General features: G+C 71.2%; 18 protein-coding genes. 6 read left to right on the forward strand and 12 right to left on the reverse strand.

The genetic code is table 11. The features are described from left to right. The first annotated feature begins 75 nt into the window (after positions 1-75). The 4 genes from C3E87_RS06830 to C3E87_RS06845 are packed head-to-tail and all read left to right on the forward strand — an operon-like array spanning position 76 to position 7734. Positions 76-3432, forward strand: coding sequence for an ABC transporter permease (locus C3E87_RS06830; protein ID WP_076060923.1), 3357 nt, complete (start codon positions 76-78; stop codon positions 3430-3432). Continuing rightward, the gene (locus C3E87_RS06835) at positions 3429-6119 is read left to right on the forward strand and encodes an FtsX-like permease family protein (protein ID WP_076060926.1); all 2691 of its coding nucleotides are present in this window, start codon (positions 3429-3431) and stop codon (positions 6117-6119) included. Before C3E87_RS06830 ends, C3E87_RS06835 begins: the two co-directional genes overlap by 4 nt. Further along, positions 6116-7036 (forward strand): ABC transporter ATP-binding protein, encoded by a 921-nt coding sequence (locus tag C3E87_RS06840; protein WP_076060928.1) that lies wholly within the window; start codon positions 6116-6118, stop codon positions 7034-7036. Before C3E87_RS06835 ends, C3E87_RS06840 begins: the two co-directional genes overlap by 4 nt. Beyond that, complete coding sequence (locus tag C3E87_RS06845) at positions 7033-7734, forward strand: ABC transporter ATP-binding protein (protein WP_076060930.1); 702 nt, start codon at positions 7033-7035, stop codon at positions 7732-7734. Before C3E87_RS06840 ends, C3E87_RS06845 begins: the two co-directional genes overlap by 4 nt. Here C3E87_RS06845 and C3E87_RS06850 read toward each other — a convergent pair. The 6 genes from C3E87_RS06850 to modA all read right to left on the reverse strand — a co-directional run bounded on the left by C3E87_RS06850 (position 7713) and on the right by modA (position 13814). After that, positions 7713-8657 carry a hypothetical protein gene (locus C3E87_RS06850; protein WP_076060932.1) on the reverse strand — a complete coding sequence of 315 codons (945 nt, stop codon included), beginning with the start codon at positions 8655-8657 and terminating at the stop codon, positions 7713-7715. The two genes, C3E87_RS06845 and C3E87_RS06850, sit on opposite strands and share 22 nt — an antisense overlap. Before the next feature lie 105 nt (positions 8658-8762). After that, positions 8763-9803: a phosphoribosylformylglycinamidine cyclo-ligase gene (purM, locus tag C3E87_RS06855; RefSeq protein WP_076060935.1), complete on the reverse strand. Its 1041-nt coding sequence runs from the start codon at positions 9801-9803 to the stop codon at positions 8763-8765. Further along, positions 9800-11248, reverse strand: coding sequence for an amidophosphoribosyltransferase (purF, locus tag C3E87_RS06860; RefSeq protein ID WP_198928224.1), 1449 nt, complete (start codon positions 11246-11248; stop codon positions 9800-9802). The genes purM and purF overlap by 4 nt, the downstream gene beginning before the upstream one ends. A gap of 43 nt (positions 11249-11291) precedes the next feature. Continuing rightward, the gene (locus C3E87_RS06865) at positions 11292-12347 is read right to left on the reverse strand and encodes a sulfate/molybdate ABC transporter ATP-binding protein (RefSeq protein WP_076060937.1); all 1056 of its coding nucleotides are present in this window, start codon (positions 12345-12347) and stop codon (positions 11292-11294) included. Continuing rightward, entirely contained in the window at positions 12340-13113 is a 774-nt protein-coding gene (locus tag C3E87_RS06870; RefSeq protein WP_076060939.1) for an ABC transporter permease, read from the reverse strand. Before C3E87_RS06870 ends, C3E87_RS06865 begins: the two co-directional genes overlap by 8 nt. Beyond that, positions 13110-13814, reverse strand: coding sequence for a molybdate ABC transporter substrate-binding protein (gene modA, locus C3E87_RS06875; protein WP_076060942.1), 705 nt, complete (start codon positions 13812-13814; stop codon positions 13110-13112). The genes C3E87_RS06870 and modA overlap by 4 nt, the downstream gene beginning before the upstream one ends. A 63-nt stretch (positions 13815-13877) precedes the next feature. Here modA and C3E87_RS06880 point away from each other — a divergent pair, with 63 nt between their 5' ends. Further along, positions 13878-14396, forward strand: coding sequence for a molybdenum cofactor biosynthesis protein B (locus tag C3E87_RS06880; protein ID WP_076060944.1), 519 nt, complete (start codon positions 13878-13880; stop codon positions 14394-14396). Here C3E87_RS06880 and moaC read toward each other — a convergent pair. After that, entirely contained in the window at positions 14385-14861 is a 477-nt protein-coding gene (gene moaC, locus C3E87_RS06885) for a cyclic pyranopterin monophosphate synthase MoaC (RefSeq protein WP_076060947.1), read from the reverse strand. The two genes, C3E87_RS06880 and moaC, sit on opposite strands and share 12 nt — an antisense overlap. 61 nt (positions 14862-14922) lie before the next feature. Between moaC and C3E87_RS06890 the strand changes: the two genes are divergently transcribed. Next, entirely contained in the window at positions 14923-15474 is a 552-nt protein-coding gene (locus tag C3E87_RS06890; protein WP_076060949.1) for a DUF488 family protein, read from the forward strand. Here C3E87_RS06890 and glp read toward each other — a convergent pair. The 5 genes from glp to C3E87_RS06915 all read right to left on the reverse strand — a co-directional run bounded on the left by glp (position 15464) and on the right by C3E87_RS06915 (position 20610). Further along, positions 15464-16663, reverse strand: a complete 1200-nt coding sequence (glp, locus tag C3E87_RS06895) for a gephyrin-like molybdotransferase Glp (RefSeq protein ID WP_076061030.1) — start codon at positions 16661-16663, stop codon at positions 15464-15466. The two genes, C3E87_RS06890 and glp, sit on opposite strands and share 11 nt — an antisense overlap. Next, the gene (locus tag C3E87_RS06900; protein WP_076060952.1) at positions 16663-17412 is read right to left on the reverse strand and encodes a HesA/MoeB/ThiF family protein; all 750 of its coding nucleotides are present in this window, start codon (positions 17410-17412) and stop codon (positions 16663-16665) included. The genes glp and C3E87_RS06900 overlap by 1 nt, the downstream gene beginning before the upstream one ends. After that, the gene (locus C3E87_RS06905) at positions 17403-17819 is read right to left on the reverse strand and encodes a molybdenum cofactor biosynthesis protein MoaE (protein WP_076061032.1); all 417 of its coding nucleotides are present in this window, start codon (positions 17817-17819) and stop codon (positions 17403-17405) included. The genes C3E87_RS06900 and C3E87_RS06905 overlap by 10 nt, the downstream gene beginning before the upstream one ends. Before the next feature lie 62 nt (positions 17820-17881). Further along, positions 17882-19270 carry an MFS transporter gene (locus tag C3E87_RS06910; RefSeq protein ID WP_076060954.1) on the reverse strand — a complete coding sequence of 463 codons (1389 nt, stop codon included), beginning with the start codon at positions 19268-19270 and terminating at the stop codon, positions 17882-17884. Next, positions 19267-20610 carry a nitrate/nitrite transporter gene (locus C3E87_RS06915; RefSeq protein ID WP_233120751.1) on the reverse strand — a complete coding sequence of 448 codons (1344 nt, stop codon included), beginning with the start codon at positions 20608-20610 and terminating at the stop codon, positions 19267-19269. The genes C3E87_RS06910 and C3E87_RS06915 overlap by 4 nt, the downstream gene beginning before the upstream one ends. Positions 20611-20616 lie beyond the last annotated feature (6 nt).

Below are 20616 nucleotides of genomic sequence, written 5' to 3' on the forward strand. Positions count from 1 at the left end.
TTACTTGAAACGTCAACTACTGACGAATCGAGGGTCACCGATTCACGCCCGGGCCCTTGGGACTAGGCTCACCGAATGACGACGTGGTGGGGCTGGGCTGCACGCCGTGCCCGCGCCTCCTCGCTCCTGCTGGCGACGCTGTTGGCCCTGGTCACCGTCACCACGGCGATCCTCGCCTTCGTCGTCGGGCAGGCCGGCACGCTGGCCACCGACGCTGCGCGCGCCGCCCTCTCCACCGCCGCACCGGGCGCCGGGTCCGTCCAGGCCCAGACCCGCCTCGGCCCGGATCCCAGGGCCCAGGACGGGGTGGCGCGCAGCGCGCTCACCGAAGGCTTCTCCCCCGCGCCCGTCACTGTCCACACCACCCACGTGTCCGAGCCGCGTCGCCCCACCGTGGACGGCGGCGAGGCCGCCCAGCGGGTGACGCTGTGGTCCGGCGAACACCTCTCCCCCGGCCTGCTGAGTGTCGACGGGGGCGCCTGGCCCGCTGCTGCGGACGAGGCCGCGCTCCATTCCGGGGCGGCCGCCGAGCTGGGGCTCTCCACGGGAGACACGCTGACGGTCGACGGCCACACCCTCAGGATCACCGCCCTCTGGGAGGCCTCGGAACCGTCCTCGCCGCTCTGGTTCGGCGACCCCCTCGTCATGGACGGCGCGGACCCCGCTTCGGTGGGTCCGCTCATCGTGGACCGCTCGGTTCTGACGGGCGGCAACCCGTTCATCCGGTGGTCCGTGGTCCCGGATGCGGAGCGCATCACGCCCGAGGCACTCGACGTGTTGGCCGCCGGGGCCGACCGCGCCAAGGCGCTGGTGGCCGGGGCCGACGTCACGGGGCGGGGCATCGTCGTCGACGGCGACTTGGCGTCGACGGCGGAGCGGGCCTCCCGCGACTGGGAGGTGGGCCGCGCCTTCGGCATCGTGCCGGTGAGCGTGCTGCTGCTGGTGGCCGCCGTCGGCCTGGTGCAGGTCTCGGGGCTGCTCGCCGCCACCCGACAGCGGGAGCATGAACTGCTCGCCGCCCGCGGCGCTGCCCGCCGCCAACTCCTCGTCACAGGCCTGGCCGAGTCCACCCTGGTGGCCGTGGTGGGGGTAGCACTCGGCTCCGCCATCGCGCTGGGGCTGCTGTGGCTGACATCGCGCAACACGGCGCAGTTCGACATCGTGTTGCTGGGCGGAGCGGGCAGCCTCCTGCTCACCGTCGTGGCGCTCTGGACCGTGACCATCCGCGCCACGTCCTCCCTGACGGGACGGCTGCCTGCAGACAGGGTGCGGGCCGTGGCGGGCGCAGCGGCGCTGGTGGTGGTGTTCGCGGCCGCCGCCCTCACCACGTGGCAACTCCGCGGAGCGGACAGCCTGCAGTTCCTGCCGGCACTGGCCCCCGCCTTCCTCCTGGCTGCCGCGGCCGTCCTGGGCCTCGCAGCCCTCGGCCCCATCACGAGGCTCGTCGAGGCGGCGGGCAGGTTGGCCGAGACCTCTGCCTGGCTCGCCGCCGCGCAACTGGCCCGCGGCCTGCTGGTGCACGCGGTGCCGGTGACACTCACCATCCTGGCCACCGGCACGGCGACCTTCGCGTCGCTCTATGCCGGCACCGCGGCCACCACCCACCGCGACCTGACCATGCTCGTCACGGGCGCCCCCCTGCGCGCCACGCTCTCCAGCCTCGACGCCGGCACCCAGGGTCTGCAGCTGCCGGACCTCGCGGCTGTCGACGGGGTGTCGGCCTCGGTACCCGTCTGGCTCGACGACTCCGGCAGGGTCGGCGACACCCCCGTCGCTGTCCTCGCAGGGCCCCTGGACCGTCTGTCGGAGGTGGCCACGCTCCCGGCCGGCCTGGCGTTCCCCGAGCTCCCGGGTCGCGTCGAGGGCGTCGAGCCCCTCACCGTCGCCGACGGCGCCACCACCCTGCACGCCCAGTTGGACGGCCGGGTGTACCTCGATGAGTGGCAGCAGGAGTACTTCGACCGGGCGGACGAGTTCAACCGCGCAAGCGCCGCGGACCTTCCGCCCCAGGAGGCCGAGTTCCTCGCCCAGGTGTGGACGGAGGACTACCTGGACCGCGTCTCGCGGACCTCGTCGTACTCCCTGCGCCTCACGCTGCGGGACGCATCCACCGGGGTGAGCCGCACCGTCAACGGGCCGTCCGTCTCGATCGACCAGCCGGATCCCGACGGCGCCACCCCTCCGGGGGACCGCCCCTTCTGGAACGACCTCGTGGGCACCGCCGCGGCCGACATCGCCCTCCCGCAGGACGGTGCGGTCGTCGTGGAGAGCGTCCAACTCGTCGGCCCGCCCGACGACAACGCAGACCGCAGCACGCGGCTGGAGATCACGCTCAGCGCCGACGGCGTGCCCCTCGGCGGGGTGGGGGACTGGACCTCGGACCTGGCCGTCACCGAGGAGTTGGGCGGGCCCTACCGGGCGGCCCTGGCGTCCGTGGAACCCGCCTGGGAACCGCGCACCGAGACCGTGACCTTCGAGGACGGCACGACGCAGACCTTCCACCACCCCGTCAGCAACAAGCCACCCGTGCCCCAGGCCGCCGTCGACGCCCGTGGCGAGGTCTGGCGCGTCGAGACCAGCCCTGCGCTGCCACTGATCACCTTCGGGGCCAACGTCCCCTTCGAGGGGCACGACCCCCGGGGCGTGATGGCGGGGGCGGCTCCCGCCCAGCCCACACCCGTGCCCGTCGCCCTCACCACGGAACTCGGCGACGCCACCACGCTCGGCCCCGGAGACGCCCTCGACCTCGCCGCGTTCGGCCGTCGCATCCCCGCCGTCGTCGCGGCCGTGACACCGGCCCTGCCGGGCCTCACCACCGAGCTCGGTGTCCTCGCCGATTCCGGCGCGGTGTCGGCCCACCTCGCCACCACCGCCAACCCGTTGCGCTGGCCCTCGGAGCTCTGGGCCACTCTCGATGGTGACCCCAGCGCGGTGCGGGCCGCCGCGGCGCAGCTCCCCGGCGTCTCGGCCCTCCGCACGCCGGACGAGACGCCCAGCCGCACGGCGACGGCGGCCCGCTCGCTCTGGATCGCCGCCGGGAGCGCGCTCCTCCTGTCCCTCACCGGCCTCGCGGCCGCGGCCGCCACCCAGCTGGCGGCCAGGCGCTCCGAGGTGGCGGTGCTCCGGGCGCTCGGCATGACGCCCCGCGCGCAGCGGCGCAGCCGCACGCTCGAGTCCGGCGGGCTGCTCGTCATCGCCACGCTGGCCGGCATCGCCTCGGGCGTCGCGGTGGCGTGGCTCGTCGTCGACCCCCTCGTGCAGGCCGCCCAGCCGGCCGGCCCCGGCTACCGCAGCCCCCTGACCGCAGAGGTCCTCCCCTGGGCGGCCCTGCTCGGCGCGGGCGCCGTGGCGTTGCTGCTCATCCTCTGGCTGGTGGGACGCACTGTGCAGCGTCAGGCGCTGGACCCGGAGTACCGGGAGGAGGTCCGGTGACCGCGCTGAAACTCCTGTGGCGGCAGTTCTCCTCGGAGCGCTGGCCCGCGCTGTTGCTCGCGCTGAGCGTGCTGATCCTCGCGGCCCTCACCACCGCCACTCCACGCCTGATGGCGAACCTCGACGACCGTCAACTCACCCAGACGCTCTCCGGCCTCTCGGCCCTCCAAGGCGATGTCGCCGGCACCTGGGCACAGAACACCATGAACTCCCCGGTTGCGGGCCTCCAGGAACCATGGGAACCGCATCGGGAGGCGCTCGAGACCCTCAGGGGTGCCCAGCCGGAGCCCCTGCGCTCGCTCCTGGCGGCGCCCCAGTTCATGGCGGAGGTGCCGGCCGACCTGACCGTGGTGCCGCCCACCGCCACAGGCTACTTCGAGGCTCGCTTCCTGTTCTTCGTCGACCCCGACCTGGCCGGGCACGCAGAACTGGTGGCCGGTTCCTGGCCCTCCCCGCGGCCAACCACCAAGGGCCCGGAGGGTGCCACGCCCACGGGCCCCCAGGGGGTCGCGGCGCTGGCGGAGGTGGCTGAGCGCCTGGGGTGGGAGATCGGTGAGCAGATCAACGAGTCGGTGACCCTGAGCGGCACGTTCCGCCCACTCGATGAAGGGGACACCCGCTGGGAGCACATCCCCTACGCCCGCACCATCGTCGAGCAGCAGGACGCGAATCTCGGTACCCGCCTGGTCACCGGCCTCTTCCTCCCGCAGTCCTACCTCTCGAGCGGTATCCCGGTCGAGAAGCTGGGCCCCGGCGTCACGGAGACGCTCACGATGCACGCCTGGTTCGGCGTCGACACCGCGGGCCTCGCCGATGTGGACGTCAGCGAGCTGCGATCGCAACTGACCGGCCTGCTGGCACAGCGCTACGCGGTCCTGACCGCTGACCCGGAGTCCGACGACCCGTCCCCCACCCAGTTCCGGCTGGAGTCCGAACTGGGTCAGGCACTGACCTCGGTCGCCGCCCAGCAGGACGTCACCCGCGCGGCAGTGGCCGTGGCCGCGGTCGGGCCGCTCGCAGTGGGTCTGGCCCTGCTGGTGCTGGCCGCCCAGCTCGTCATCGAACGCCGGCGGGGCGCCGTCGAACTCGTCACGGCGCGCGGCGTGTCCTGGCACCAGCTGCGCTCGTTGCTCAGCCTCGAAGGGCTTCTGCTGGGCGTGCCCGCGGCAGTGCTGGGTCACCTGCTGGCGGCGGCCGTGACGCCAGGCGGCAGCTCACCCTGGTCGTGGGCCGGCACGCTGCTCATCGGGGCGGCAGCCGCCCCCGCCCTGTCCTGGGCCGCCAGGCACATCGGTCCCGCCAGCATCCGTGCCGACCTCACCCTGCGGCCCGGCCGGTGGCGCGTCGTCGCGGAGGTCCTGACCGTCATCGCCGGCGCCGCCGGCCTCTGGGCCCTGCTCAGCCGCGGCGACACCCCCACCGAGGGTCTGGACCTCCTCGCCACCGCCACACCGGTCCTCCTCACCGGGGCAGCCTGCCTGCTCGCGCTCCGGCTCTATCCCCTCCCCCTGCGGGTGGCGGCCCGGTGGCTCCGGCCGGGGCGGGGGGTAGCCGGGTTCCTCGGTTCGGTGCGCGCCCACCGGGATCCGGCGGGCGGCCTGACGCCGGTGTTCACGGTTGTCCTGGGCACCACCATCGCGGTTCTCAGCGCCACCCTGCTCGGCTCCGTCATCGCCGGCACCGAGCGCGCCACGTGGGAGGCCAACGGCTCGTCGGTGCACATCAGCGGCCCCAGGATCACCGACGAGATGCTCGCGGACCTGCAGCGCGTCGACGGTGTGCTCGCCGTCGCCCGCATCCACGACGCCGGCTCCAACCACCGCCTCAGCCAGGGCGGCGAGACCCGGGTGCGGCTGTGGCTGGCGGAGCCGGCCGTCGAGGACGCCTACGCGGCGTCACCGTTCGGGTCGGCCCTCCCTGCGCGGCTGTTCGCCGGGGAGGGTGCGCCGGGGATCGTGCTCGGCGACTCCGTGCCGGTGCAGGCCGGCGGCGCCCGGCTGGAGGGCATCGGGGGCGTGACGGTGCTCGACGCGTTGCCGGCGCCGCCGGGCGTCCGGACGGGGAAAGCCTGGGCCATGATGAGCGCGGAGCGGTGGGCCGAGGCCCAACCCCTGCCGCCCGCCACCCTGGCGTTGGTGTCGTTGGCGCCCGGCACCGATTCCCGGGTCGCCCGCGCGCGGATCGGCGAGGTGGTGGGCAACGCGCGCATCACCGTCGCCGACGAGGAACTCAGCGCCATCCGTGAGACGCCCACGGTGTCCGGGCTCACCACCACCTTCGCCGCCCTCACTGCAGCCACCGCCGCCCTGCTGACGCTCACCCTGCTGGGTTCGCAGCTGATGGCCACCCGGGCGCGCACCCGGCTCGGCGCCGTCCTGCGGACCCTCGGCATGGGGCGACGGGAACTCCGGGCGCTGACGGCCTGGGAGACCGCGCCCAGCGCTCTGCTCGGCCTCCTCCTGGGTGTGGGGGTCGGCATCGCCCTGGCGGCGCTGCTGCTCGCCACCCTCGACTTCCGCAGCCTCACCGGCGGCTCCCAGCCGCCCCCGCTGCACCTCGATCCGGCGCTGCTCGGCGGCGTCGGCGCCCTGCTGACCCTCACCGTGGCCGTGGCCATCGCCGCCACCGCCTGGCTCGTGGGCCGCACCAACCTCGCACAGGAACTCCGCATCGGAGAGGAACGATGAACGACACCATCACCCGCAGTCACCACGGCCCAGACATCTGGTGCGAGGACCTCGTTCGCATCCACACGACGGAGGGCGTCGAGGTCCAGGCCCTGCAGGGGCTCAGCCTCACCGTGGACCCCGGCGAGGTGGTCGCGGTGGTCGGCGCCTCCGGCTCCGGCAAGTCCACGCTGCTCAACATCCTCTCCGGTCTCGACCGGCCCACCGGCGGCCGGGCCCGGGTCGCCGGGCATGATCTCACCGCGATGGGCAGGCGGCAACGCATCGACTTCCGTCGGCACAGCGTGGGCTTCGTCTTCCAGCAGACCTCCCGCAACCTGCTGCCGTTCCTCACCGGCGCGGAGAACGTGACGATGCCCATGGTGATCGCCGGGCGCTCCCAGCGGCGGGGGCGGGCGCTGCAACTGCTTGAGCTGCTGGGCGTGGCCGACTGCGCCAACCGCGTCCCCCGGCAGCTGTCGGGCGGCCAACAGCAGCGCGTGGCCATCGCCACCGCGCTGGCCAACTCCCCCGACGTGCTGCTGGCGGACGAGCCCACCGGCGAGTTGGACGAGGTGAATTCAGCCGAGGTCCTCGACCTCATGCGCGCGGCGGCCACGGAGCTGGGCACCACGGTGCTGATCGTGACCCACGACCCGATGGTCAGCGACCACGTGGCCCGCACCGTCCAGATCCGCGACGGCCGCACCTCCACCGAGGTGCTGCGCCGCACGGAGATCGGCCCCGGCGGGGTGGCCCGCGAGGTCGCCGAGGAGTACACCGTGATCGACCGTTCCGGCCGGCTGCAGCTGCCGCCGGCCCACGTCGAGGAGCTCGGGCTGCACGACAGGGTGCGCATCACCCGCGAGACCGGCCACGTCGGGGTCTGGCCCAATGGCTCGCGCGCCCGCCGTTCGGCCCCTGAGGAGGACGCATGACCACCACCGCACGGATCGCTGGCGTTGACCTGCGCCGCACCTTCGGCTCGGGCGACACGGAGGTGCACGCCCTCGACGGCGTCAGCATCGAGGTGCACGCCGGCGAACTCACCGTCGTCACCGGCCCGTCCGGCTCCGGCAAGACCACCCTGTTGAACTTGCTGGGCGGCCTGGACCGCCCCACCGGCGGCCGCGTGGTGCTCGACGACGGGCGGGTCCTGTCGGAGTTGGCGGAGAGCGAGGTCCTGGCCACCCGCCGGGAGCGGATCGGGTACGTCTTCCAGACCTTCGGGCTGATCCCCGTGTTGTCTGCGGCGGAGAACGTCGAGGTGCCGCTGCGGCTGGCCAAAGTCCCGGCGGCGCAGCGCAACGAGCGGGTCGCGGCGATGTTGGAGCGGGTGGGCCTAGCCCGGCACGCCAAGCAGCGGCCCCACGAGCTCAGTGGCGGTCAGCAGCAGCGCGTGGGCGTCGCCCGCGCCCTCGTCGCCCGCCCTCACATCCTGATCGCCGACGAACCCACCGGCCAGCTCGATTCAGACACCGCCGCCACCATCATGGACCTCATCGTGGAACTCACCCACGAGTTGGGCATCGCGACGGTGGTGTCCACCCATGACCCGCTGCTGCGGCAGCGGGCCGACAGGGTCGTCGAACTGCTCGACGGGGTGCTCGCCGGTCAGCCGACGATCACCACGTAGGCCACGAAGGCCGCCACGCTGACCAGCGTGTACAGGCTCAACACGTTATTGGCGAACGTGATCTCCGCAGTGCGCCGCGGCGGCAGGTACAGGGGCACGATGAACGGCGGCGGCAGGATCAGCAGCATGAACACCGCGGCCTGCACCGGCACCCCCAGCCCGAGCCACTGCCCCACCACGAACAGCGAGACCACGACGGCCAGGACCAGGCAGACCAGGAAGCGGACGGCCACGAAACCCGCAGCCTCCCGCACTCCGCCGAGGGTGAGCCGGGCGCCGAAGCCGACGATGACCAGGATCAACGGCACGATCATGGCGGCCAGGTAGCCTGCCGCCGCCAGCAGAGCGCCGGAGAACGGGTTCGCCTCCAGGGTCGGCCTGAGTCCGAGCGCGTTGAGCGCCAGTCCGAGCGCGATCGCGATGATGACGGGCGACGTGGCGAAGGAGCGCACGGTCTCCGCCGGCGACGAGGCACCGTCGCTCTGCCGCTTCAGCAGCGTGACGAAGACGAACCAGATGAAGAACTCGTGCCCGAGGCCGACGATGGCGGCCACCGGCGCCCGCTCCAGTCCGTAGGCGGCGGTGAACAGCGCGAGGCCCACCATGCCGAACTCGAACCCGGTGAACAGGAAGGTGCCGACCGGCGGTACCTTCAGCCAGCCGGTGACAAGCTTCCCGGCCCCGAGCAGCAGCACGCACAACAGCGGCACCAGGATGATCAGGGCGACGTACTCGCGCTGGAACTCCAGGCCCAGGAAGGCGAGGAACAGCACGGCCGGCAGGACGACGTTCAGCACGAACCGCTTGAGACCCTCGACGGTGGTGGCGTCGAGGACGTTGAGCCGGCGCAGCAGGACGCCCAGCGCGATCAGCAGGAGGATGGGCACGATGCTGGCCAGAGTGGGTCCGAGGGCTGAGCTCATGCTCCGATGATCGCAGGGCGGGTACCGGCCCCTGACCCCGGTGGGGCTTATGCCCCCGCGGGAGGGGCCCACCTCGTCGAGCGTCGGTCAGATACGCAGCGGGGGTCAGACGAGGACGGCGGCGCCGGGGCCTTCCACGGCTTCGACCTCGCCCAGCACCCAGGACGGGACGCCACGGCCGTTCAGCAGCCTCAGCGCGGCGTCGACCTCGCTCTGCGGCAGCATCGCGACCATGCCCACGCCCATGTTCAGCGTGGCGTCGATGTCCGGCTGCGAGATCTTCCCCACCTCCTGCACGAGGCGGAAGATCGACGGCGGAGTCCAGCTGGAGCGCTGCAGCACGGCCGTCATGTCCGTGGGCATCACGCGGGCCAGGTTGTTGGCCAGGCCGCCGCCGGTGACGTGGCTCATGGCGTGCACCTCGACGTTGCGGATGAGGTCCAGCACGTCCAGCGCGTACACCTTGGTGGGCTCGAGCAGTTCCTCGCCGAGCGTGCGGCCGAGGTCGTCGACGTGGCGGTCCAGGTTCCAGCCCGCCTGCTCCAGCAGGACGTGGCGCACCAGCGAGTAGCCGTTGGAGTGGAGACCGGAGGAGGCCATGGCGATGACGGCGTCGCCCACGCGCACGCGGTGCGCGCCGAGGATCTTGGACTTCTCCACGACGCCGGTGGTGGCGCCCGCGATGTCGTACTCGTGGGGGCTGAGCAGGCCGGGGTGCTCGGCGGTCTCGCCGCCGATGAGGGCACAGCCGGCGGCGACGCAGGCATCGGCGATGCCCTGCACGATGGCGGCGATGCGCTCCGGCACCACCTGGCCGCAGGCGATGTAGTCGGTCACGAACAGCGGCTCGGCGCCGGCGACCACCAGGTCGTCGACGAGCATGCCGATCAGGTCGAACCCGATGGTGTCGTGCTTGTCCATGGCCTGCGCGATGGCGACCTTGGTGCCCACACCGTCCGTGGACGTGGCCAGCACCGGGTGGTCGTACTTCTTGAACGCGGCGGCGTCGAAGAAGCCGGCGAACCCGCCGAGCCCACCCAGCACCTCGTGCCGGTTGGTGCGGGCCACGTGGGCCTTCATGAGTTCGACGGCGCGGTCTCCGGCCTCGATGTCGACGCCGGCGGCGGCGTAGGCACTCTGGTTCACATTTCCTCCAGGTTCAGCAGCTTGGCCTGTGCGCGTGGGATGGCCACGGGGTACTTGCCGTCGAAGCAGGCGCGACACAGGTTGTCCGCCGGCACGGTGGTGGCCTCCGTGAGCCCCTCGAGCGAGATGTAGCCGAGCGTATCGGCGCCGATGGAGCGGCGGATCTCTTCCAGCGAAAGGCCGGGGGCCAGCAGTTCTGCACGGGTGGCGAAGTCGATGCCGAAGAAGCACGGCCACTCCACCGGCGGCGACGAGATGCGCACGTGTACCTCTGCGGCGCCGGCTTCGCGGAGCATCCGCACCAGCGCGCGCTGCGTGTTGCCGCGCACGATGGAATCGTCCACCACGACGAGGCGCTTGCCGGCGATGACGTCGCGCAACGGGTTGAGCTTGAGGCGGATGCCCAGCTGGCGGATGGTCTGCGTCGGCTGGATGAACGTGCGGCCCACGTAGGCGTTCTTGACCAGGCCCTGCCCGTAGGGGATGCCTGAGCCCTGCGCATAGCCGATGGCCGACGGGGTACCCGAATCCGGCACCGGGATCACGAGGTCCGCGTCCACGGGGTGTTCCTCGGCCAACTTGCGGCCGATGTTGACGCGCACCGAATGCACGTTGCGGCCGGCGATGGTCGTGTCCGGGCGGGCCAGGTAGACGTACTCGAAGATGCAGCCCTTCGGATCCGGCGCGGCGAACCGCTGCGACCGCAGGCCACGCTCGTCGATGGAGATGAACTCGCCCGGCTCCACCTCGCGCACGAAGGTGGCGCCGACGATGTCCAGGGCCGCGGTCTCCGAGGCGATCACCCAGCCACCCTGGAGGCGACCGATGACCAGCGGCCGCATGCCGTGCGGGTCACGCGCGGCGTACAGGGTGGTCTCGTTCATGAACGAGAGGCAGTAGGCGCCGCGGAGGCGCGGGAGTACCTTGAGCGCGGCCGCTTCCAGGCTGCCCTCGTCGAAGCTGGCGATCAGCGCCGAGATCAGCGCGGTGTCGCTGGTGGAGTCCATGACGCGGCTCTTGTGCGGCACGGACTCTGCGGGGGCGATCTCGTGCAGCCACTCCTCGAGTTCCTCGGTGTTGGTGAGGTTGCCGTTGTGGGCCAGAGCGAGGCCGCCGTGGGGCGTGGCCCGGAACGTGGGCTGGGCGTTGTTCCACTCGCTGGCGCCGTGCGTCGAGTAACGGGTGTGTCCAATGGCGAGGCGGCCCGGCAGCGATTTCAGGGTGGATTCGTCGAACACCTGGGACACGAGGCCCATGTCCTTGAACACCATGATGCGGTTGCCGGTGCTGGCCGCGATGCCCGCGGATTCCTGTCCGCGGTGCTGCAGGGCGAACAGCCCGTAGAAGGTCAGCTGGGCGACATCTTCCTCTGGCGCGAAGACGCCGAAGACGCCGCACTCTTCCTTGGGGCCCTCGTAGTCGCGGGGATCGTCATTGCTGATCACCCGCCAAGACTACCGCCCGAGCGCCTGGGACCTGTCATCGCGATCAGCCCTGATACAACGCGACCTGGGTCGCCTTGAGGACCGCCAGCACCCGGTCCCCCGGCGCCAGCGCCATCTCCCGGACGGATTCGGGGGTGAGGTCGGCGGCCACGCGGTGCCCCGCCACGCGCAGGATCACGCGCTGCACCGGCCACCGGTCCTCCACCAGTTCCACCACCGCCGGCAGCACGTTGCGGGGGCTCCCGTGCGGAGCGCTCCGGAAGACGGACACCGCCGTGGGAGGGAAGACGGCCCGCGCCTCGCCGCGGGTCAGCCCACGCTCCGCGAGCCCGGCCACGGCGACCCCCTCGCCCAGCGCGAGGGTTCCGTCGTCGTCGATGACTCCGCGCAGCAGGTTGAGCCCCACGAAGTGGGCCAGGAACTCCGTCGACGGCCCCTGCGCCACGTCCTCGACGGCGCCGCCCCCCACGACGGAGCCCTTTCCCAGCTCGATGACGTGGTCCGCCAGCGACACCACGTCGAGGAAATCGTGGGTCACCAGCACGGTGGTCAGCCCGCGCAGCCGGGCGCGCAACAGTCGCCGGAGTTCGGGAGCTACCGTGGCGTCCAGCGCCGCGAAGGGTTCGTCGAGCAGCATCACGTCGGGGTCGATGGCCAGCGCCCGGGCCAGCGCCACGCGCTGTGCCTGGCCCCCGGACAGTTGCGCCGGCCGTCGCTGCGCGAGGTCCCCCAGGCCGATCTGTTCCAGTTCCCGCGCCGCGCGCTCCCGCGCCGCTGCCATCGACGCGCCACGGGAGCGCGGCCCGTAGGCGACGTTCTCGAGCACCGTCAGGTGCGGGAACAGCAGGGCGCGCTGCTCCAGGTACCCCAACCTGCGACGGTGGGCGGGCAGCAGGCGGCCGGGTGCCGACACCGTGGTGCCCAGCATCGTCACGGAACCGGTATCTGGGGCCAGGCTCCCGGCGATGAGGTGGATGAGGCTCGATTTGCCGGCGCCGTTGGGCCCGACCACTGCGACGGTCCTGCCTTCAGGGATGCCGACGGCGAGGTCCAGGCCGCGTGCGGCCACCGTCGCCTCGATGCGCACCGCGTCAGTCATGCAGGCTCCTCAGCCCGTGCGAGAGCCCCACCACCAGCGCGGCGACGGCCAGCAGCACGACGGCGAGCGCCAGCGCCAGGTCCGTATCGCCCTCGCGGAGGAGGTAGATCTCTAGCGGCAGCGTGCGGGTGACGCCCTGCAGGGAGCCTGCGAAGGTCAGCGTGGCGCCGAACTCCCCCAGCGCCCTGGCGAAGGCGAGCGCGGTGCCGGAGCCGACGGCCGGCGCCAGCATGGGCAGCGTCACGGTGAAGAAGGAGCGGGAGGGGCTGGCGCCGAGGTAGGACGCGGCCCGTTCGTAGTCGCCGCCAGCGGCACGGAAGGCGCCCTCCAGGGAGACCACCAGGAACGGCAGCGCCACGAAGGTCTGCGCCACGATCACGGCCGCCGTGGTGAAGCCGATCTCGATGCCGAGCACCGACAGGTGTTGCCCGATCAGGCCCCGACGCCCGAGCGCGATCAGCAGCGCCAGGCCGGCCACCACGGGCGGCAGCACCATGGGCACCGTCACCAGGGTGCGGACCCACCGCGCCCAGGCGGCCCTGGAGCGGGCGAGCACCAGCGCCGTGGGGGTGCCGATGACCAGCACGATCAGTGTCGAGACGACGCACGTGGCGAGGCTCAGCGTGAGCGCGTCCATCGCGCGTTCCGAGGCCAGGAGTTCGGGGAGGCGCCCCCAGGGAGCCCGGATGACGAGCGCCAGGAGCGGGACGGCCAGGAGTGCTACCGCGACGCCGAACGGCAGCCACGCCCACCGTGGGACGTTCATGACGGCGACCCGAACCCGAAGCCCTGCAGTTGCGCGCCCCACTGACCCGCGAGCCTTTCCGCGTAGGCACGCGCAGCTTCGGGGCGAGCGGCGCCCTTCAGCACGGCCACCCAGTACGTGGTGGGATCCTGCTCCGCCCCGGGCACCGGGAGGATCTCGACGGCCTCGGAGGTGGCCGCATCGGTGGCGTAGACCAGCCCTGCGTCGGCTTCGCCCGAAGCCACCTTGCCGAGCACGTCGGTGACCTTGGTCTCTTCCGACACGGGGCTCAGCGCCACGCCATTCGAATCGGCCAACCGCCGGCTGGCGGCGCCGCAGGGCACCTCCTCGGCACAGACCACCAGCTTCACACCGTCGAGCGAGGCGTCGAACCCCGTCACGCCGCCAGGGTTGCCGGTTGGCACCACCAGGACGAGGTGGTTCGTCGCGAACATCACGGGCTCGCCGGCGATGAGTCCCTCCCTGACAGCGCGGTCCATGGTGTTCCGGTCCGCAGAGGCGAACACATCGGCCCGTGCGCCACCGGCGATCTGGTCGACGAGACCGGAGGACCCGTCGAAGGAGTAGTCGGCCTCCGGCTCCAGTTGCGGGAGTACCTGATGGAGCGAGGCTGCGGCGAAGACCCGCAGCGGGCCCCCGGAGGTGGGCGCGCACCCGGTCAGGGCCGACGCGGCCAGGGCGAGGCCGAGCACCCAACGCATGGCACCCCTCCTCGCCTCGTCGCCAACGCCGTCCTCCACAACCTATCGCCTAGGCTGGAATCCATGAGCCATCCCGCCGCCGTGATCACCTGCTCGGACCGCGCCTTCGCCGACGTCTACGAGGACCGCTCCGGCCCCGTGGCCGCCCTCGCGCTGAGGGAGGCAGGGTTCGACACGCCGGATCCGGTGATCGTGCCTGACGATCCTGAGCAGATCCGGCTCGCCGTCGCCAGTGCTGTGGACGCGGGCGCCCGCGTGGTCGTCACCAGCGGGGGTACCGGGGTCAGCCCCACGGACATCACCGTCGAGATCACCCGAGACCTCATCGCCTACGAGGTGCCCGGGCTGATGGAGGAGGTCCGCCGCCGGGGGGCCGAGAGGCAGCCCCTGGCGCTGTTGAGCCGCGGCGTGGCGGGCGTGCTGGCCCTTCCCGACGCGAAGCGGGCGCTGATCATCAACGCTCCCGGTTCACGCGGTGGGGTGCGTGACACGATGGCCGTCATCGGGCCCCTGCTGGCCCACATCGTCGACCAACTCGACGGGGCCGATCACGACATGAGCGCGCCGGCGTCACACGGCTGACGGGCGCACCCAGTCGCCTGAGCGGCCACCGCTCTTGGCCGTGATCTTCGCCGAGACGATCTCCGCGCTACGGTCCACGCCCTTCACCATGTCGACGATCGCCAGGGCCGCGACGGTGACCGAGGTGAGGGCCTCCATCTCGACGCCGGTGCGGTCAGCCGTGCGCACGGTGGCGGTGATGTCCACGCCGCCGTCGGTGATCTCGAGCTCCACCGTGCAGCCGTGCACCCCGATGACGTGCGCCAGCGGCAGGAGGTCCGGCGTCTTCTTGGCGGCCGCGATGCCCGCGACCCTGGCCACGGCCAGCACGTCGCCCTTCGGCACCGTGCCGGTGCGCAGCGCCTGCACCACCTCGGGCGACGTCCGCACCGTGGCGACGGCGGTGGCGGAGCGGACGGTCGGCTGCTTGGCGGTGACGTCGACCATGAAGGCCTGGCCCTGACCGTCGAGGTGGGTGAATTCCATGCGGCAAACCTACCGTGCGGGCCGCGGACCGGATGGGGGCCTGAGCGCCTAGCCTGGTCGGATGCCGTTGTTCACCGTCGGACATTCAGATCGCAGCATCGAAGAGTTCATCGACCTGCTCGCCGCCCACGAGGTGGGCGTGCTGGCCGATGTGCGCAGCCTGCCCGGTTCGCGCAAGTTCCCGCACTTCAACAGCGAGGCGCTCGCCACCTCCCTCCCGGAGCGCGGCATCGAGTACGTGCGGATCGAAGACCTGGGTGGGCGCCGGAACAAGTCGAAGACGGTGGACCCGTCGCTCAACGGGATGTGGCGCAACCAGAGCTTCCACAACTACGCGGACTGGGCCATGGGCGAGGATTTCGGGCGGGCGTTGCAGCAGTTCCGGGCGCTCGGGCCCCGCCGACCCACCGTGATGTGTTCCGAGGCGGTCTGGTGGCGGTGCCACCGCCGGATCATCGCGGACCACCTCCTGGCGCTCGGCGACGACGTGCGGCACATCATGTCGCCCACCAAGGCAGACCCCGCCACCCTGACCCCCGGGGCTGAAACCGACGGCGCGACCGTCACCTACCCTGCCGGGGCCCCCCCGTCCGCACATGACTTCAGCGGGTGATCAGCACCTCAACGGTCTCCCCAGGCGACTCCCGGTTCTCAGGCACCATCGCCATGCCGTCGGCACGGTGCAGTGAAGCGATCAGGTGCGAGCCGGAGCCCAGCCCGTGGCAGGGTGCGACTCCCCCGTCGACGAGCCGCACCGGGATGTACTGGCGGCGGCCGGAGGACTTGCGCCAGGTCTCGCGCACCGGCAGCCGGAGGGTGAGGGGCTTCTTCGCCGCTCCGGTGAGCTCGGCCAGGAGCGGGCGGAGGAACAGCCAGGCGGAGACCCAGGTACTGACGGGGTTGCCTGGGAGCCCCAGGAAGGGCACGCCCCTTCCGTCCGCGGCGCGCAGCAGCCCGCTCGCCTGGGGTTTCCCCGGCTGCATGTTGACCCGGACGAACTCGATGTCGCCCTCCACCACCTGGCGCACCACCTCGAAGGCCCCCACGGAGACGCCGCCGGTGGTGACGATCACGTCTGCCGCAATCACCTCGTCGAGCACCGCGCGGAACTGGGCTGTGTCGTCGCCGACGGCGCGCCTCAGGACGACGTCGCCGCCGAAGCGCGACACCAGCGCCTCGAGCAGATAGGAATTGGAATCCGGGATCTGGCCGAAGCCCAGTTCTTCCCCCGGCGCGACGAGTTCGTCTCCCGTGGCCAGCACCGCCACCCGGGGGCGACGACGCAGGGGCACGCTCCCGTAACCGATCGACGCGGCGGCCGCCGTGGCCTCCGCGCTCCACACGGTTCCCGCGGGCAGCACCAACTGGCCGACCGGCACGTCCTCGCCCCTGTGGCGCACGTGCCTCCCGGCGTCGACGGTCTCGTGCACGACGACCCACTCCGGCAGGGGCGCGTCGCCCATGGGCTGGTCCGTCAGTTCCACCGGCACCACGGAATCGGCCCCGGGCGGCAGTGGCGCCCCCGTCATGATCCGCGCGCACTCCCCCGCGCCGACGGTGGGCGCCCACGAGGCGCCGGCGGGCACGTCGCCGATCACCCTCAGCCGCACGCCGGCGGAGAGGTCTGCGGCCCGGACAGCGAAACCGTCCATCGCAGAGTTGTCGAAGGGCGGCACGGCGAACCGCGCGGAGAGTCCCTCGGCCAGCACGCGGCCGACGCCGTCGGACACCGCCACGTCCTCCGCGGGCACCACGGTGGCCAGGCTGACGACGCGCGCGAGGTAGTCCTCAACGCTCAACATCACGCGGCCTTTCTCAGCGGGAGCACAGCCCAACGGCCGCGGGCGGCGTCGAGCACCATGACACGCCCGACGAGCGGCTCGCCGTAGCCGGCCAACAACTTGATGGCCTCGGTGGCCTGCAGAGCACCGATCTGGCCGACCATGGCCCCGAGCACGCCGATGTCGGTGGCCTTCGGGTAGTCACCGTCGGCCGGTTCGACGGGGATGAGGTCGCGCAAGTAGAGCCTGTCCCCGTGGGCGTCGGGGACACCGAAGACGGAACACTGGCCCTGCATGCCCACCGCGGTGGCCCACACGAGGCGTGCGCCCACGGCCTCCGCGGCGTCGGAGATGAGGAACTTGGCGCCGAAGGTGTCGCAGCAGTCCATCACCAGATCGAAACCGGTGAACAGTTCTTTGGCCCGCTCGAGATCGATGTACTCGGGGAACTCCTCGACGGTGACGTCCGGGTTCAACGCCCGCAGCCGCTCGGCGCCCGACACGGCCTTGTTGCGGCCCAGTTCAGTGTGCAGCACCTGGCGCTGCATGTTCTTGAGTTCCACGTGGTCGCCGTCGACGACCCCGATCCGGCCCACGCCGGCGGCCGCCAGGTACGGCAGCGCCGCGGACCCCAGGCCCCCGGCGCCGATCACCAGCACCGACGACGACAACAGCCTCTGCTGCCCCTGGACGCCCATGCCCACCACGTCGATGTTGCGGACGTAGCGCTCGAGTTGCTCCTCCGTGAGCGGTGCCTGCGTCACGGGCATTGGGACCACTCGTGCGTGCCGTCCGCGAGGAACTGCTTCTTCCAGACGGGAAGAATCTCCTTGACCCGGTCCACGAGATCCGACGCGCACTCGAACGCCTGCTTGCGGTGCGAGGCCGCGACGGCGACGAACAGCGCCACTCCCCCGATGCCGAGGTGACCGACGCGGTGCTGGGCGGCGATGGCGTGCACGCCGTCGCGACCCACGAACTCCTCCACCACCTGACGCATCACCTGATCCGCCGACGGGTGGCCGACGTACTCGATGGCCGTGACCGCCTTGCCGTGGTCGTGGTCGCGCACCACCCCGGCGAACGAGACCACGGCACCGGCCCGGTCGTCGTGCACGGCCGAGAGGAGCGCGTCGGTGTCGACGTCGGTGGAGGTCACGCCAGCGGTCCGGATCATGGCTGCCATGGTATGTCCTTCGATCGTTTCCCTCGCTCCCCTCGCACGGTCACCGTGCCGGCTCAGCTGGGCTTCGGGGCCCCGGGCCGCGCGTAGCGCACCCAGGCGATGCCGATGCACATCACCGCGAAGACGGCGCCGATGATGTAGAACGTCGTGGGCGACATGATGGTGAGGCCCACGCCGAACAGGAACGGCCCGAACGCGGCGATGGCGCCCGTCCAGCCGATCACGCCGCCGGCCTGGCGTCGCTCGAAGATCATCGGCATCTGCTTGAACGTGGACGCGTTGCCGATCCCGGAGAACAGGAAGATCGCCAGCATGCCCCAGAGGAACAGGTTGAACGAGCTCTGAAGGGCCTCCGCGCTGGAGTAGTCCGGCGTCAGCGACGGGATGGTGATGAGGATGGACACGAAGATGCCGATGCCGGACACCAGGGTCCAGACCGCACCGCCCATGCGGTCCGTGAGCGGTGAGAACAGGATGCGCGCACCGGCCCCGACCAGCGGGCCGAGGAAGACGAACTTCACCGGATCCGGCACCGAATAGCCCTCGATGAGCACCTGGGCAGCGGCACCGGCGCCCTCCACGATCTGCGGGTTCGCGGCGCCGTAGAGGTTGGCCATCAGCAGGCCGAACTGCGCCGACAGGCCCGAGAACGTACCGAAGGTCATGATGTAGAGCAGCGTCATCAGCCAGGTGTCCGGGTTGTTGAAGATGTCGAACTGCTGCTTGATGTTGGCCTTGACCGGCACGGACTTCAGGACGATGTAGGCCCAGATGGCGCCCGCGATGATGAAGGGGAGGTACACCAGCGCCGAGTTTTGGTACCAGATGGTGACCGGCTGCTCACCGGAGACCGCCATCTGCTGCGAACCCAGGAACGTGAACATGCCGAACGAGATGAGCCAGGGCGTCAGCAGCTGCACGAGCGAGACGCCGAAGTTGCCGATCCCGGCCTGCAGGCCCAGCGCGGTGCCCTGCATGCGCTTGGGGAAGAAGTAGGAGGTCGACGGCATGAAGCCGGAGAAGGCGCCGCCGCCGATACCGGCCAGGAACGCCAGCCCCATGAGGCGCCAATAGGGCACGTCGGGGTTGGTCACTTCGAAGCCCCAGCCGAGGACCGGCAGGATCAGCAGCAGGGTGGTGAGCACCACCATTTTGCGGGTGCCGATCTTGGGCGGGAGCACCATCCAGACCAGGCGCAGGAGGCCACCGGAGAGGCCCGGCATCGAGGCCATCCAGTACAGCTGCGCCTTGGTGAAGGTGAAGCCCAGCGCGTTGAGCTTGGGGATGATGGCGCTCGGCAGGAACCACGCCACGAAACACAGGGTGAGCGTGAACGTCGACACCGTCAACGTGTTCCAGGCGAGCTTCTTGTCCCACTTGGACTCGTCCTCGGGGTCCCACGAGACGAGCCAGTCGCCCTTCGTCTCCAGCTTTGTACTCATTGCGTGGCCTCCTCCATGGGTCGTTCGATCGTGCCGGCGAGTTGCGGGGTCTCCTCATGGAGCATCCGGACGATGGTGATGTGCATCCACGCGGCGCAGATCACCGTGAGGACGAAGATGACGAAGAACGTGCTGCTGGGGAACCCGGACCACGTCTTCGAGTAGGCGAACAGGGGCGGCAGGATGAAGCCGCCCAGGCCGCCGAGCGTGCCCACGAGCCCGCCGACAGAGCCGACGTTCTCCGGGAAGTACTCGGGGATGTGCTTGAAGACCGCCGCCTTGCCGAAGCCCATGGCACAGCCCAGCAGGAACACCACGAGGACGAACCAGGGCAGTTGCATGGAGTAGTGCAGGTGCTGGGTCTGGGAACCGTCGGGATGCACGATGGTGATGTGGCCGTTGGGCATCATGAGGATGCCGCTGGTGACCAGCATCAGCGCGAACGTCCAGTACATGACCTTGCGGGCGCCCCACCGGTCGCTCATCCAACCCCCGACGGGGCGCAGCAGCGAGGCGGGGAAGATGAAGGTGGCTGTCAACAGCCCGGCGAGGGCGAGGTCGATGTCGAAGTTGTCCACGTAGTACTTGGGCAGCCACGCCGACAACGCCACGTAGGCGCCGAACACGGCCACGTAGTAGACGCTGAAGCGCCACACGCGCACGTTGCTGAGCGGCTTGAGCATCTCGGAGACGGGCTTCGCCGTGCCGGGGGCGCGATCCACGCGCGGCACGATCAGCCACGTGGCGACGCCCGTGATGACGAGCAGCACCGCGTAGATCACGGGGATGAGCCGCCACCCACCCTGGATGCCCAGGAAGAAGGTGGAGCCGGCCGTGGTGGTGATCAGGACGGGGCCGATGAATTTGGTGACCGACGCGCCGACGTTGCCGGCCCCGAACACGCCCAGCGCGAGCCCCTGGCGGCTCTTCGAGTGCCACGCGGAGTTCCAGGTGGTGCCCACGGAGAAGAGGTTGCCCGCGAAGCCCACGAGGAACGCCAGGACCAGGAGCATCGTGTAGTTGTCCGCCAGCGAGACCAGATAGGCGGGGACGGCACAGGCGAACAGCAGGAAGAGCGTGACCTTACGGCCGCCGATGCGGTCGGCGATGATGCCCGCGGGCAGCCGCCACATCGACCCGTTGAGGACGGCCAGGGCGGCGATCCAGCTGAGTTCTTCGTCCGAGATCCCCAGTTCCTTCTGGATGGGGATGCCGAGGATGCCGAACATGAGCCACACGGCGAACATCAGGGTGAACGCGATGGTGGACATCGTGAGTACCCGGCCTGCGCCCTTGCCGGTTTCGTGGATGGGCGCGACCTCGATGAGGTGTTTGGTCAAGGGAGG

Origin of the sequence: Tessaracoccus sp. ZS01 (assembly GCF_022342445.1) — a bacterium.
In the GTDB taxonomy this organism is placed as follows: domain Bacteria; phylum Actinomycetota; class Actinomycetes; order Propionibacteriales; family Propionibacteriaceae; genus Arachnia.